This is a genomic window from Bacillus sp. 03113, assembly GCF_006546985.1.
In the GTDB taxonomy this organism is placed as follows: Bacteria; Bacillota; Bacilli; order Bacillales; family Cytobacillaceae; genus VATK01.
In genome coordinates, this window is record NZ_VATK01000009.1 from 16,643 (window position 1) to 29,959 (window position 13,317).

At 36.8% G+C, this 13,317-nt stretch carries 14 protein-coding genes and 1 riboswitch; all 14 genes read right to left on the bottom strand.

Annotated features, from left to right (window positions below):
- Nucleotide 1 precedes the first annotated feature (1 nt).
- Nucleotides 2–439 carry a Fe-S cluster assembly sulfur transfer protein SufU gene (sufU, locus tag FDO66_RS09940; protein WP_141432502.1) on the bottom strand — a complete coding sequence of 146 codons (438 nt, stop codon included), beginning with the start codon at nt 437–439 and terminating at the stop codon, nt 2–4.
- Nucleotides 426–1,658, bottom strand: a complete 1,233-nt coding sequence (locus FDO66_RS09945; protein WP_141432503.1) for a cysteine desulfurase — start codon at nt 1,656–1,658, stop codon at nt 426–428. The genes sufU and FDO66_RS09945 overlap by 14 nt, the downstream gene beginning before the upstream one ends.
- Nucleotides 1,658–2,968, bottom strand: coding sequence for a Fe-S cluster assembly protein SufD (sufD, locus tag FDO66_RS09950; RefSeq protein WP_141432504.1), 1,311 nt, complete (start codon nt 2,966–2,968; stop codon nt 1,658–1,660). Before sufD ends, FDO66_RS09945 begins: the two co-directional genes overlap by 1 nt.
- A gap of 16 nt (nt 2,969–2,984) precedes the next feature.
- On the bottom strand, nt 2,985–3,767 hold the full coding sequence (gene sufC, locus FDO66_RS09955) for a Fe-S cluster assembly ATPase SufC (RefSeq protein WP_141432505.1): 783 nt from the start codon (nt 3,765–3,767) through the stop codon (nt 2,985–2,987).
- A 282-nt stretch (nt 3,768–4,049) separates the two neighbouring features.
- Nucleotides 4,050–4,877, bottom strand: a complete 828-nt coding sequence (locus FDO66_RS09960) for a MetQ/NlpA family ABC transporter substrate-binding protein (RefSeq protein ID WP_141432506.1) — start codon at nt 4,875–4,877, stop codon at nt 4,050–4,052.
- An 11-nt stretch (nt 4,878–4,888) separates the two neighbouring features.
- Nucleotides 4,889–5,557: a methionine ABC transporter permease gene (locus FDO66_RS09965; protein WP_141432507.1), complete on the bottom strand. Its 669-nt coding sequence runs from the start codon at nt 5,555–5,557 to the stop codon at nt 4,889–4,891.
- Nucleotides 5,550–6,566 carry a methionine ABC transporter ATP-binding protein gene (locus FDO66_RS09970; RefSeq protein WP_141432508.1) on the bottom strand — a complete coding sequence of 339 codons (1,017 nt, stop codon included), beginning with the start codon at nt 6,564–6,566 and terminating at the stop codon, nt 5,550–5,552. The genes FDO66_RS09965 and FDO66_RS09970 overlap by 8 nt, the downstream gene beginning before the upstream one ends.
- Nucleotides 6,567–6,879: 313 nt before the next feature.
- Nucleotides 6,880–6,988, bottom strand: a riboswitch (SAM riboswitch).
- A gap of 302 nt (nt 6,989–7,290) precedes the next feature.
- Nucleotides 7,291–8,106: a nickel import ATP-binding protein NikE gene (nikE, locus tag FDO66_RS09975; protein WP_141432509.1), complete on the bottom strand. Its 816-nt coding sequence runs from the start codon at nt 8,104–8,106 to the stop codon at nt 7,291–7,293.
- A gap of 29 nt (nt 8,107–8,135) precedes the next feature.
- Nucleotides 8,136–8,969 carry a nickel import ATP-binding protein NikD gene (gene nikD, locus FDO66_RS09980; protein ID WP_141432510.1) on the bottom strand — a complete coding sequence of 278 codons (834 nt, stop codon included), beginning with the start codon at nt 8,967–8,969 and terminating at the stop codon, nt 8,136–8,138.
- Between the two features lie 7 nt (nt 8,970–8,976).
- Nucleotides 8,977–9,810, bottom strand: coding sequence for a nickel ABC transporter permease subunit NikC (gene nikC, locus FDO66_RS09985; RefSeq protein ID WP_141432511.1), 834 nt, complete (start codon nt 9,808–9,810; stop codon nt 8,977–8,979).
- Entirely contained in the window at nt 9,807–10,751 is a 945-nt protein-coding gene (gene nikB / locus FDO66_RS09990) for a nickel ABC transporter permease subunit NikB (RefSeq protein WP_141432512.1), read from the bottom strand. Before nikB ends, nikC begins: the two co-directional genes overlap by 4 nt.
- Nucleotides 10,752–10,766: 15 nt before the next feature.
- Nucleotides 10,767–12,392, bottom strand: coding sequence for a nickel ABC transporter substrate-binding protein (gene nikA / locus FDO66_RS09995; protein WP_141432513.1), 1,626 nt, complete (start codon nt 12,390–12,392; stop codon nt 10,767–10,769).
- A gap of 203 nt (nt 12,393–12,595) precedes the next feature.
- Nucleotides 12,596–12,910 carry a thioredoxin family protein gene (locus tag FDO66_RS10000; RefSeq protein ID WP_141432514.1) on the bottom strand — a complete coding sequence of 105 codons (315 nt, stop codon included), beginning with the start codon at nt 12,908–12,910 and terminating at the stop codon, nt 12,596–12,598.
- A gap of 4 nt (nt 12,911–12,914) precedes the next feature.
- Nucleotides 12,915–13,271, bottom strand: coding sequence for a toprim domain-containing protein (locus FDO66_RS10005; RefSeq protein WP_141432515.1), 357 nt, complete (start codon nt 13,269–13,271; stop codon nt 12,915–12,917).
- Between the last annotated feature and the right edge of the window lie 46 nt (nt 13,272–13,317).

Genomic DNA, 13,317 nt, shown 5'->3' on the forward strand with positions numbered 1-13,317 from the left:
ATCATTTATTTTGTTCGTTTAAGCCTTTCTCCATGGCTTTCCATGCTAATGTTGCACACTTAATTCTAGCAGGAAATTTACATACCCCTTGTAACGCCTCAATATCTCCTAAATCGATATCCTCATCATACTCCTTGCCTTGCATCATATTGGAAAAAATCTGTGAAAGCTTTAGTGCATCACTTAAATTTTTCCCTTTAATAGCTTGGGTCATCATAGAAGCCGAAGACATAGAAATGGAACATCCTTCTCCTTCAAATTTAGCGTCTATAACAACTCCATCGTGAACTTTAAGAGTTAAATGAATGCGATCCCCACACGTTGGGTTGTTCATATCAATTGTAATGCTATCATTTTCAAGGATCCCCTTATTCCTCGGGTTTTTATAATGATCCATGATAACCTGTCTATAAAGAGTATCTAAATTATTGAAAGACATCGCTAAAATACTCCTTTGTTTTAACAATTCCATCGGCAAATCGATCAATATCAGATTCTGTATTATATAGATAAAAGCTTGCTCTTGCAGTTGCAGAAACTTTAAGCCATTTCATTAACGGTTGAGCACAATGATGACCAGCTCTTACTGCAATCCCTTCCGCATCCAATACAGTAGCAACATCATGAGGATGTACATCATTAATATTAAATGTAATAACACCCGCACGCTTCATAGGATCCTCTGGACCATAGATGGTGATTCCTTCAATTGTAGAAAGCTTTTCCATTGCATAAGCTGCAAGCTTATGTTCATGTGCAAGGATTTCGTCAAGTCCTACTTCCTCTAAAAAGTCGATTGCTGCACCAAGTCCAATGGCTCCTGCTATAATTGGTGTACCTGCTTCAAACTTCCAAGGAAGCTCCTTCCATGTTGAGTCAAAAAGATCCACAAAATCAATCATTTCTCCGCCAAATTCGATTGGCTCCATGTTTTCCAAATGATGTTTTTTTCCGTATAAAACGCCAATCCCTGTTGGTCCACACATTTTATGTCCAGAAAAAGCAAGGAAATCGCAGTCAAGCTCTTGTACATCAATTTTCATATGAGGAGTACCTTGAGCTCCATCGACTACAAGGATCGCTCCATTTTCGTGCGCTATTTTGGCAATCTCTTTAATAGGATTAATCACACCTAGCACATTCGATACATGGGTAATAGAGACAATCTTAGTATGTTTCGTTATAGTTGCCGATACATCTGCAATAGATATCGTTCCATCTTCTTGTAAAGGTAAATATTTTAACGTTGCACCTGTCTGCTTAGCAACTTGCTGCCAAGGAATTAAATTACTATGGTGCTCCATATAAGTTATGACAATTTCATCACCTTGCCCGAGATTTGCTTTTCCATAGCTTGCCGCAACGGTATTTAAAGATGTCGATGTTCCTCTAGTGAAAATGATTTCTTCCATTGATTTTGCATTGATAAACTTTCTGATCTTCTCACGAGCACCTTCATATGCATCTGTAGCTTTTGTTCCAAGGGTATGCACGCCGCGATGGACATTCGAATTATATTCTTTATAATATTTTTCTAATGTCTCTATTACTTTATACGGCTTTTGAGAAGTTGCAGCACTATCAAGATACACTAAAGGATGACCATTGACTTCCTGGTTTAGAATAGGGAATTGTTGACGAATATCCTGGACATTCATTATCTAACTTTCCTTTCTATAATATCTACCAGCTGTTTTTTAACATTTTCGATTGGTAGAACATTAACAACTGGTGCTAAGAAACCATGAATGACTAATCGTTCAGCCTCAGACTTAGAAATTCCACGACTCATTAGATAATATAGCTGAATTGGGTCTACACGACCAACAGATGCGGCATGTCCAGCCGTTACATCATCCTCATCGATTAAAAGAATTGGGTTTGCATCTCCACGAGCTTTTTCACTAAGCATTAAGACTCTTGATTCTTGTTCAGCATTTGCCTTAGTTGCTCCGTGTTCAATTTTTCCAATTCCGTTAAAAATGGAAGACGCACGATCCTTCATCACACCATGCTTTAGGATATACCCTTCTGAATTTTTCCCAAAGTGGACTACTTTTGTAGTGAAGTTTTGGATTTGTTCACCACGACCCACTACGACGGTTTTTGTATCACCGTAGGAACCATCTCCAACTAAATTTGTTGTATTTTCGGAAATCGTATTTCCATCATTCATTAATCCAAGTGCCCATTCGATTCGAGCATCACGTTTTGCGACACCACGGCGATTTACATACGTTGTAACACCATTGGAAAGCGTATCAACAGCCCCATATTGTACTTTTGCGTTTGCTCCTGCAACCACTTCAGATACAATATTAAATACTGCATTTGCTGGTTCAACTGTAGATAGATAATTTTCAACATACAAAACCGAGCTATTGTCCTCAGCAACCACTAAAACGTGATTAAACAATGTCGTTTCTGGATCATCATGTAAGAAAACAGCTTGAATAGGTTCTGTTACTTCAACATTCTTTGGAACGTATAAAAAGACTCCACCATTTAAGAATGCGGCATGTAAAGCTGTTAGCTTATGCTCATCAACCTTAACTCCATCTGTCATGAAGTAGCGCTTTAATAAATCGCCATGTTCCTTCGCAGCAGTAAAAATATCTACAAAGACCACACCTTGATCCTGAAGCTCTTTTGAAACTGTTAGAAAAGATGGACGATTATTACGTTGAACATATAAATTTCGATTGCTTTGTTCCAACGGAATAAATGGTTTTACTTCGTCAGGCAGTTCCTCGATTGTTGAAAATCCCTCACTTTGAACTACATGCTTCTCAAAATGAGTTAAATTCCATTTATTAATATTCGTTTTATCTGGTTTTGGCATCGGTAGTTGCTCTGCCTTTTCAAATGCGTTAAGGCGTAATTTTGTCAACCACTCTGGTTCGCCCAGCTCTTTTGAAAAAGAGCTGATATATTCTTGATCAAATGGTAGTTTAATTTCAGTTGTCATTTTGATCCCCCTAACCTTACGCTTCCTGCCCGACTTCGTCCTCAATGCCAAGCTCTTTTTTAATCCAATCATAGCCTTCTGCTTCTAACCTATGTGCTAATTCAGGACCACCTGATTTTACAATACGTCCTTGCATCATAACGTGAACAAAATCTGGTGTGATGTAATTTAATAATCTTTGATAGTGCGTAATCATAATACAGCCAAAATCAGAGCCGCGCATTTCGTTGATCCCTTTAGAAACAACCTTTAATGCGTCAATATCAAGACCTGAATCGATTTCGTCTAAGATAGCGATTTTCGGTTGAAGCATCATAAGCTGTAAAATTTCATTACGTTTTTTCTCACCGCCGGAAAAGCCTTCGTTTAAATATCGTTGAGCCATATCTGGATCCATTTCCAGGAATTCCATTTTGCTATCCATTTGACGGATAAATTTCATTAATGAAATTTCATTTCCTTCTCCTAGTCTGCTGTTAATAGCTGAACGTAAAAAATCGGCATTTGTTACACCGCTGATTTCACTTGGATATTGCATCGCTAAAAATAGACCCTCGCGTGCACGCTCATCTACTTCCATTTCAAGAACATCTTTCCCATCAAGTGAAATGCTGCCTTGAGTTACTTCATATTTAGGATGACCCATGATCGCAGAGGACAAGGTTGATTTACCTGTACCATTTGGTCCCATGATTGCATGAATTTCTCCGCCTTTTACTTCAAGGTCAAGACCCTTAAGGATTTCTTTTCCTTCTATTTCTACGTGTAAATCTTTTACAATAAGTGTTGCTCCTGCCATTGTAATACCTCCATTAAATAAGAAGTTTTTGTATAAATAAAAAATTTGAAATTTTTCATTATCAATTTATTCTCATTCTAATTTTATAACAAATAAAATCTGATATCAACTGCTTAAGACAATTAACAACTTAAGATACTATTATATATCTTAAGTGCATCTGAATTCTATATTAACACTCTCAACTATTTTTACCATAATATAGATTCTCATGTATGAAGATTGTCTTTATTTATTGAAAAGGAAAGAAGCAGACACTTTTTTGTGCCTGCTTCAGTAGATTTATTCAGATACAGGTAGAACTGCACCTTTATATTTTTTATTAATAAAGTCTTGAATATCTTTTGAGCGTAATACTTCAACTAATGTTTTAATTTCTTTTTTATTCTCATCCTCTTTACGTACAGTGATAATGTTGGCGTATGGATTATTTTCTCCTGACTCAACAGAAATTGGATCTTTTACTGGATCTAAGCCAGTATCTAATGCGTAATTCGCATTAATCACCACTGCATCGCCTTCATTATTTTTATAGATTTGAGGAAGAAGTGCTGCCTCGTATTTTGCTTCAAATTTGATATTCTTCGGATTTTCAGCAATATCATCAATAGTCGCATTCACTTTATTGACGCCTTCTTTTAACTTAATAACGCCTTCTTTTTCAAATAATGATAGAATTCTTCCATGTTCTGAAACAGAATCCCTCATGATTACCACAGCGTTTTTTGGAAGCTTATTTAAGCTCTTATATTTTTTCGAATACACACCAATTGGTTCAATATGAATTCCGCCAGCATTCACAAAATCATAGCCTTTTTCAGCAATTTCTTTTTCTAAATAAGGAACATGCTGGAAATAATTAGCGTCAATTTCTTTAGAAGCTAATGCTTGGTTTGGCAATATATAATCTTGAAACTTTACAATTTCTAAGTCAATGCCCTTTTTCTCTAATAATGGCTTTGCTTCTTCTAAAATTTCAGCATGAGGAACGTTAGAAGCTCCTACAGTCAGCTTTGTTGTTTCTTTTTCCCCTGATTTCTCAGTCGTTCCACAAGCAGCTGTTACCACGGCTACTGCAAGAATAAGTAAAAATGATAACCATTTTTTCATGATAATTTCTCCTATCTTTTGTCTATTTTTGAAGTAATATAATCACCAATAAATTGGATAATAAATACAATTACAAGAATAATAATGGTCGCAATTAAAGTGACATCAAATCGACTTCTTTGAAATCCTTCGAGAAAAGCGAGATTACCTAAACCACCAGCCCCAATGACTCCTGCCATTGCAGTGAATCCAACAAGGGAAATCGTTGTTACTGTTAACCCAGAAACGAGCGCTGGCATGGATTCAGGGATAAGAACCTTCCAAATAATTTCTGTCGTCTTCGCTCCCATAGATTTAGCCGCTTCAATAACCCCTTTATCCACTTCTCTGAGCCCGATTTCAACCATGCGGGCATAGAATGGGGCAGCCCCTATTATTAAGGCTGGGAGAGCCGCATTCTCACCAATCATCGTTCCAATCAGAAGCTTCGTAAACGGGATTAAGAGAACAATTAAAATAATGAATGGAATCGATCTAAAAACGTTAACGATGGATCCAATGATTTTATGCAAGAAACGATTTTCCCAAATATTATCTTTTGAAGTTAAGAATAAAAGGACTCCTAAAGCAATCCCGATAATAAAGGTAGCAATAACCGATACTCCTGTCATATAAAGAGTCTCGATCGTAGCATCCCACATTTCTACCCAATTAATATTTGCAAAAAATTCTTCAATCATTTTTTATCACCTCCACCGTTAATGGCTGTGTATTCAAGTAGTCAATCGCTCGATTAATATCATTTGATTCTCCATCTAAATGAATGAATAATGTCCCGTATGGCCCCTTCTGTGTTTGAGCAATGCTGCCTTGTAAGATGCTGACGGTTAGTGAATAATCTCGTACCAAGGTCGTAATAATCGGCTTTTTAGCCTGTTCTCCAGCAATTTTCAAACGAATAGCTTTCCCCTTTGGATAAGACTCCAGTAGCTGATCAATTGTTTTAACGGGTTCGTTTACTTGCTGAACAAACCTCTTTGTGATAATCTCTTTCGGATTTTTAAATACATCCAATACGGAACCAAGCTCAACTACTTTTCCGCTTTCCATCACAGCTACACGATGACATATTTTCCGAATTACATGCATTTCATGAGTAATCAGTACGATTGTTAATCCTAGTCGCTTGTTGATATTTACTAATAAATCTAAAATAGAATCAGTCGTTTGCGGGTCCAATGCTGATGTCGCTTCATCACACAAGAGTACTTTCGGGTTGTTCGCTAAAGCTCTTGCAATCCCCACTCTTTGTTTTTGCCCCCCGCTTAGTTCAGAAGGGTATGCATTTCCCTTTCCATCCAATCCAACAAGCTCAATTAATTCTTCTACTTTTTTATTTCTTGCCGCTTTCCCTACTCCCGCTATTTCTAATGGCAGAGATATATTCTCACGTACTGTTCTAGACCAGAGTAAATTAAAATGTTGAAAAATCATGCTAATATCGTGACGAGCTTTTCTAAGTTTCTGACCTTTAATTTTTGAGACATCATTATTAGCTACAAGAACTTTACCAGTGGTTGGTATTTCAAGCCCATTCAACATACGGATCAATGTACTTTTCCCTGCTCCGCTGTAGCCAATTACACCAAATATTTCCCCTTCACTAATATCTAAACTTACATGATCAACCGCACGAACCTCACCATTAATCGAAGGGTATATCTTACTCACGTTTTTTATTGAAATCAATGACTCCACCCTCTTTATGCTTTCAAATTAGAAATGCGTCAGCGCCTTGATCAGCCCTGAAGAAAAATGTTCGTTTGACTCAAAAGGCGTTTTTTGTCTTTAGAGGCAAAGGGTTATTTTTCACAAGGGCTAGGCGCTAGAGCTAGACATCCGTCTATTTTCAAGCATTTCTTACATATTAAAAAACCGCTACCATTGTAACTATCATTTAACAGCATTATTCATTTGATACGAAAAAATGCATTTTGAAAAAGATTCAAAAAATATGCCTTTCTGCATTCGAGCAGAAAGGCATATTGATCTATGGTCCTTTCTCTCATCTCCCAAAGCTTAATAGCTTTGTGTGATTTGGCACCAATTCAATGTAAATTGATGGTTGCCGGGTATCATAGGGCACATCCCTCCACCACTCTTGATAAGAGTAAAACGATGATATTAAATTCTTTGTAAAAATTACTGAACTGTCTGTAATGATGAGAGTATCGTATCATGGTCAAAAATGAGTGTCAACGAAAAATCGCAACGAAAATATTATTCAGAATATAATAAAATATAGAAATTTTTAAACAGAAATACAAAATGATAAAAGTTGTATTTCTGTGTATTTCTATGTATTTATCTGTAATTTTTTTGATAAATTTCTTTTAGAGAATATTATTTAATTAAAACTTTCATTTTCATTTATAAATGGCTAATTGACATTCCAAGTATCCTATTTTAAGCATTAATTCCCCGTGCGAAAAAGAGAACGGTAACGAGGATGTTCAACAAGCATGGATGAAATCATTGTTTTTACAGCAGGGTGTGCAGAAGCAAAAAGCTGTTTTTTTCTTTCAAACTGTTCGACAATGACACCATTGTCCATGACTGCTAAAGTATCAGCGATCGAGTAGGCGGCTTTAATGTCATGTGTAATAAAAAGATATGAAAGACCATATGCTGACTTTAATTCACTTAACAACTCTAATATATTCGTTTTATTAACCATGTCTAAACTGCTAACAGCTTCGTCCAATACAATTAGCTTTGGCTTTAAAACGATTGCTCTAGCAATATTGACTCTTTGAAGCTGTCCCCCGCTAAATTGATGAGGATACTTCTGTACGTCCCCAGTACTTAGTCCGACTCTTTCCAGTAGCTCTCCAATAGTTCTTTTTTGTTCAGCCAGAGACATTCTTTCATAGTTTTGCAACGGTTCACCGATAATTTGTTCGACATTCATGCGTGGATTAACAGAAGAATAAGAATCCTGAAACACTACTTGAAGATCGCGGCGAAGCCGCTTTCGAGTCTTCTTATCTATTGAATAAAAATCATGCCCTTGAAAAAGAACCTGCCCTTTTTGCGGCTTTTCCAGTCCAAGGATCACTTTCCCCAGCGTGCTTTTCCCTGCTCCGCTCGCTCCAAGCAGACCCAGGCACATTTCTTGTTCTATGGAAATAGAAACATCAGAAAGAACCTTTTTTCGTTGATCCTTCATCCTAAACAGATTGTAGGAACCATAGGTGTGGGTTACATCCTTTACCTGCAATAAACTCACATGCTCACCTCCAATTTTATAAATGCTATTTAACTTGATATCCACTCACTGATCTGATCATGTAAATTTACCATGGGTCTTGCATTAAGTATTTTTTTGGTATAATCATGCTTCGGATCATCGAATAGCTGAAAAACATCGCCTTGTTCAACAATTCGACCTTGATGCATAACTGCAACCTCGTCAGCAAGCTCTGATATAACTCCTAAGTCATGAGAAATCAATAGAATCGATGTACCGTATTGCGAACGGAGATAATCCAATTGCCTTAAAATTTGCATTTGATTCGTCACATCCAAAGCTGTTGTTGGCTCATCAGCAATGATAATAGATGGTTTTAAGCAAATGGAAATGGCAATCATCACTCTTTGCAGCATCCCTCCGCTTAATTGAAAAGGATACTTACGCATAAGATCTGAAGGATTGGGCAAATTCACATCATTTAAAGAAGCAACAGCCAGCTCGAACGCTTGCTTTTTTGTTAGATTGGTATGAGTACGGATTGTTTCAATAAATTGATTCCCAATAGTATACACAGGAGTAAAAGCATTCATGGGATTTTGCATAATAAAAGCAAGCTCTTTTCCGCGAATTCGCTGCATCCCTGCTCCTAACCCATTTAATTCTTTACCATGTAATCGTATACTGCCTTCCACACTTGTTGCTTTTGGGTCCAAAAGCTGCATAATTGACATGCAAGTAATCGTTTTACCACTGCCGCTTTCTCCTACAAGACCTAAGACATGCCCTGATTTCAATTCAAAATTGATATCTTGCACCAATGGAAATGATCCGTCTCTCGTTTTTACCATTACTTTCAGATCGCTTACTTGTAAAACATTATGATCTATCAATCTTCTCATTCCTTTTTTAAAAACGTCGTTTTACACCAAATCTTTCGGATAAAGCTTCTCCCAGCACATTGAACGAGATAACGACAAGTATAATCATGATACCTGGATATAGCATTAACTCAGGATTACTTCTTATATAGGATTTTCCTTCATGAATCATTGCACCCCACTCAGGCATAGGCGGCTGAACACCTAGCCCTAAAAACGATAGAGCAGAGATATCCATGATTGCCCATCCCATTTCCAGCGTTCCTATTACAACAACTGGAGGAAGTATGTTGGGGATTAAATGTTGTCTAATGATCTTCCATTGTGATGATCCATTAATAATGGCAGCGGTAATAAAATTCTTTTCTTTCAGAATAAGCACCATCCCGCGAAACATTCTTGCATAATATACCCAATGCACAAGAATCATTGCTAAAAGGACTTGTTTCAGCCCCGGACCAAATATTCCTACTAACCCTAGTGTAAGAATGAGGCTAGGGAATGCCATCACTCCTTCACAGAACCTCATAAGCACAAGATCGATCCAGCCTCCTTTGTAACCTGAAAACGTACCTATAAGCAAACCAATCCCTAATGATGAAAAAAAGACCGTAGACGCAAACCCCAACGATATTCGAGCGCCATGTAATAGGCGAGACAAATTGCATCTTCCTAAATAATCCGTACCTAGTGGATATTCTAGAGAAGGAGACTGCAATTTAAGCATCAAGTTTACTTGTGTTGGATTATGAGGGGAAATCCATGGAGCAAATAGTGTAACACTAAAAAGAATGATTAAGATAACCGAACACACTGCAATTGCCTTTTGACCGATAAGGCTACTCCTTATACTCTCTATCATCGATCCATTCCTCCTTTCCAAGAGATTCGAGGATCCATATACATTTGTACAATATCTACAATTAAGTTGCATAAAATAAACAAAAAAGCTGCTATGAATACATAGCACTGGATAACTGGAATATCTCGATTAAAAATAGACTCAACAAAATATCGTCCAAATCCCGGCCATGAAAAAACGACCTCAACAATCATTGCTCCTGTAAGTAGTTTCCCTAAATTCATCCCAAGTCCTGTAATCATTGGTGAAATGGCGATTTTCAATACATGCTTTATCAGAATAGTCTTCTCATTAATCCCTCTCGTTCTTGCATACAATACAAAAGGTTCTTTTAAATTTTCCAAAACACTAGTACGCAGTAAACGGGTGTAGATCGCAATAAGTGGCATAGCTAAGGTTAAAGATGGAAGTACGAGATGCATCCATGTCCCAGTTCCTTCTACCGGAAACAAGTCAAGTTTGACCGAAAATAATAAAATCAATAAGTATCCGAGCCAAAATTGTGGAATAGACGCGCCGAAAAATGCAAGCAGTCGACTGAACTGATCTATCAAACCGTTTTTCTTCATTGCAGCTAAAAATCCAAGTGGAATACTAACGAATATAGCTAGAAAAATACTGCTTAATGCTAGTTGAAGCGTTGCGGGCATCCTGTAAGTGACTTCCTGCCAAACTGGCTTATTCGAAAGATAAGATATGCCAAAATCAAGTTGGCATATCTTTTTAAGTGATTGATAATACTGAACGAGCAGCGGCTGATCTAGGCCAAACTCACGTCTTTTCTGTTCCAAAAGCTCATCGGTCGGCTCAATATGCGCGGCAGCCAAATAGGCTTCAGCAGGGTCGACTGGTGAAAGACGAATTAGGATAAACGTAAGAAATGTAGCAAAGAGAAAAATCGGAATAATTGCAAATAATCGTTTCATAATATAGCTCATGATTTTCTCTCCTGCTCTTTATTTATCAATGCTAATATGTGAAAAGGGATGTTCATCACGATTAGCTGGGAATGTAAAGCCCTTCACATCTTTCTGATACACAGCTGTTTGTTTTATATAAGAGATTGGCAGAATTGCTCCTTGCTCCTGTAATGTCGTTAGTATCGAGTTGTAAAGTTCTTTTCGTTTTTTCTCGTCCGTTGATCGAAGCACGTCATAAATTTGCTGATTTAGCTCTTGTTTCATCGGCAGGTTTGCTATCGCTTCAGAGAAGCCAAATCCTTCCTTCGAAACAACATTTACGAAAGTATGCGGATCATATGGAGCTCCATAATTACTAAAGAAATTCAAATCAAAGTCGTTTTCTTTAAACCTTTTTATTTGAACTGTTAATTCTACACCAGTAATATTCAGCTTAACACCAATTGCTGCCCATTCAGCTTGAAGAGTTTCTGCCATTGCTTTTTGAATTGGATCCGTCTTCACATACATTAATTCTAGCTCAAGCACTTTACCATCTTTCTCTCGGACAATTTTTCCGGATGGCAGCTTCCAGCCTGCTTCTTCTAAGTAAGCTTTAGCTTTTTTTACGTCGTAACGAATAGGGGTCGAATCAATATCAGAATATAAGAAGTTTTCAGGTAAAATATTGTCTGCTTTTTCCTCAACACCAGAAGTAACTCCATCCACCATTGCTTTTTTGTTAAAACCATGTTGGAGGGCTAATCGGACTTTCAAGTCTGAAAGCTGATCTTTTGTTGTATTCATTACTAACTGTCTAGTTGCAACAGGTTCAGAAGTACTCGTTTTATACTTTTTTGAATCTTTCAGTTGTTTAAATGCATCTAGGCTAATAGCCCCTTCTCCATAAATTAAATCTAGTTCACCTTTTTCAAAAGCAAGAACTCTTGTCTCTGCATCAGGAATAATTTTAATTACAATTTTTTTAAACTTCGGACTTTCTCCCCAATAGTTTGAATTTCGAGTAAATACTGCGTACTCGTCCTTCTTGTAGTCATCAAGCATCCACGGACCCGTTCCGATTGGTTTCTTCACTCCTTTAGATGTATCACCATCATCTGGAAATCCAGCTTCACCAAGAAAACGAACCGGACGGACTACTGCTAACTCTTGTAATGTTGGATAATATGGCTCTTTTAATGTTATTTTAAATGTGAATTCATCCACAGCCTCCGTTTTATCGAGAACTGTGATTAACCCTAACCAGCTATGCATCTGAGCGTTTTTCATAATAGCATCGAAATTCTTTTTAACAACATTGGCATTAAAAACAGAACCATCTGTAAATTTTACATTTTTACGAAGGTTAAAGGTATACTCCTTCCCATCCTTAGATATATTCCAGGATTCAGCCAAAGCAGGTTTAAGCTCTCCACCTTCTTTGTAGCTGATCAAAGGCTCGTAAATCATCGATTGGGCAATTAATTGGGAAGGATTATAAACATGCGGATTCATGTCTCCAATATCCCTTGGCCAAGATAATGTTAAAGTCTCTTTCTTATTACTAGATTCTTCTTTAGAAGTCTTCTCCGGTTTCTGTGCTGTACAACCTAGGAGAGCAAAAATCAGGAGAAAAATCATTGTTGTTTTTAATACATGAACCTTCTTTTTTCCTTTAAACATTCGTAAAAACATCCCCTTTAAACTAAATAAAATAATCATTATCAATGATATAAATAAGAATTGATAATGATTATCATTATTGATAATATCTACAAATGCTTCTAATGTCAATGGCAAAAAATTGCTAGGAAACACTTGGAATTACAGTGCTTTGCCTACTTTACTATTAAAAAAGAGAACAACCAAAATTGATTGTTCTCTAGTTATTGCTTCATATAGTTATTAATTTTATCAATTAGATAAGGAACTGAACGAAAAGCATATATTTTGTCAGCTAAGCTGCCTTCCTTGAAGATCAATAAACAAGGTACACTTTCAATTCGCCAACTCTCTGCCCATTTAGACATATAATTAATATTGATTTTTCCCTTCGTTACATCTGGTAAAATCTCATTCGTTACAACAAGCATCTTTTCAGCTAATTTACATGTACCACATAAAGGAGTATATAAATAAATAAAGCCATCTTTCTTTTCGTTGACGAACCATTCAAGCTGTTCCTCTGACCATTCTTCCATTCTCTCAACCTCTGTCTAAATACGCTAAATTTATATCGATATTTGCCCCTAGCAAAATAGTAGCTAAATGATACTCTGGTGCTGTAGCGACCTCACGATACATTTTATCAATGTATAGATGCTCTGCCTCAGGAAATTCTCGCCTAAATTGTTTTCGTAGCTTTTCGCCAGCTTCATCTGCATCCACTAATATATAAACTTCCTTATCATAAAGGATTTCAATTAACTCATCTAGCTTTGTGATACTTATCGTTCCATTTGTACAAATGATATCAATTGGCTCATTAATAATATTTTTAACTTTATTTTTATCAGAACGGCCTTCGACAATAATTACTTTATCGCTCATGACTTCATTCATATGCATCACCTATTCGCTAAGAATTAAAAAGAAAACGCCTATAATA

Excerpts from the sequence above, each read along its gene's own strand:
- nikD (WP_141432510.1), bottom strand. The coding sequence starts at position 8,969 with ATGAGAAGATTGATAGATCATAATGTTTTACAAGTAAGCGATCTGAAA.
- nikC (WP_141432511.1), bottom strand. The coding sequence starts at position 9,810 with ATGATAGAGAGTATAAGGAGTAGCCTTATCGGTCAAAAGGCAATTGCA.
- sufU (WP_141432502.1), bottom strand. The coding sequence starts at position 439 with ATGTCTTTCAATAATTTAGATACTCTTTATAGACAGGTTATCATGGAT.
- sufD (WP_141432504.1), bottom strand. The coding sequence starts at position 2,968 with ATGACAACTGAAATTAAACTACCATTTGATCAAGAATATATCAGCTCT.
- FDO66_RS10000 (WP_141432514.1), bottom strand. The coding sequence starts at position 12,910 with ATGGAAGAATGGTCAGAGGAACAGCTTGAATGGTTCGTCAACGAAAAG.
- FDO66_RS09965 (WP_141432507.1), bottom strand. The coding sequence starts at position 5,557 with ATGATTGAAGAATTTTTTGCAAATATTAATTGGGTAGAAATGTGGGAT.
- FDO66_RS09960 (WP_141432506.1), bottom strand. The coding sequence starts at position 4,877 with ATGAAAAAATGGTTATCATTTTTACTTATTCTTGCAGTAGCCGTGGTA.
- sufC (WP_141432505.1), bottom strand. The coding sequence starts at position 3,767 with ATGGCAGGAGCAACACTTATTGTAAAAGATTTACACGTAGAAATAGAA.
- FDO66_RS10005 (WP_141432515.1), bottom strand. The coding sequence starts at position 13,271 with ATGAATGAAGTCATGAGCGATAAAGTAATTATTGTCGAAGGCCGTTCT.
- FDO66_RS09945 (WP_141432503.1), bottom strand. The coding sequence starts at position 1,658 with ATGAATGTCCAGGATATTCGTCAACAATTCCCTATTCTAAACCAGGAA.
- nikA (WP_141432513.1), bottom strand. The coding sequence starts at position 12,392 with ATGTTTAAAGGAAAAAAGAAGGTTCATGTATTAAAAACAACAATGATT.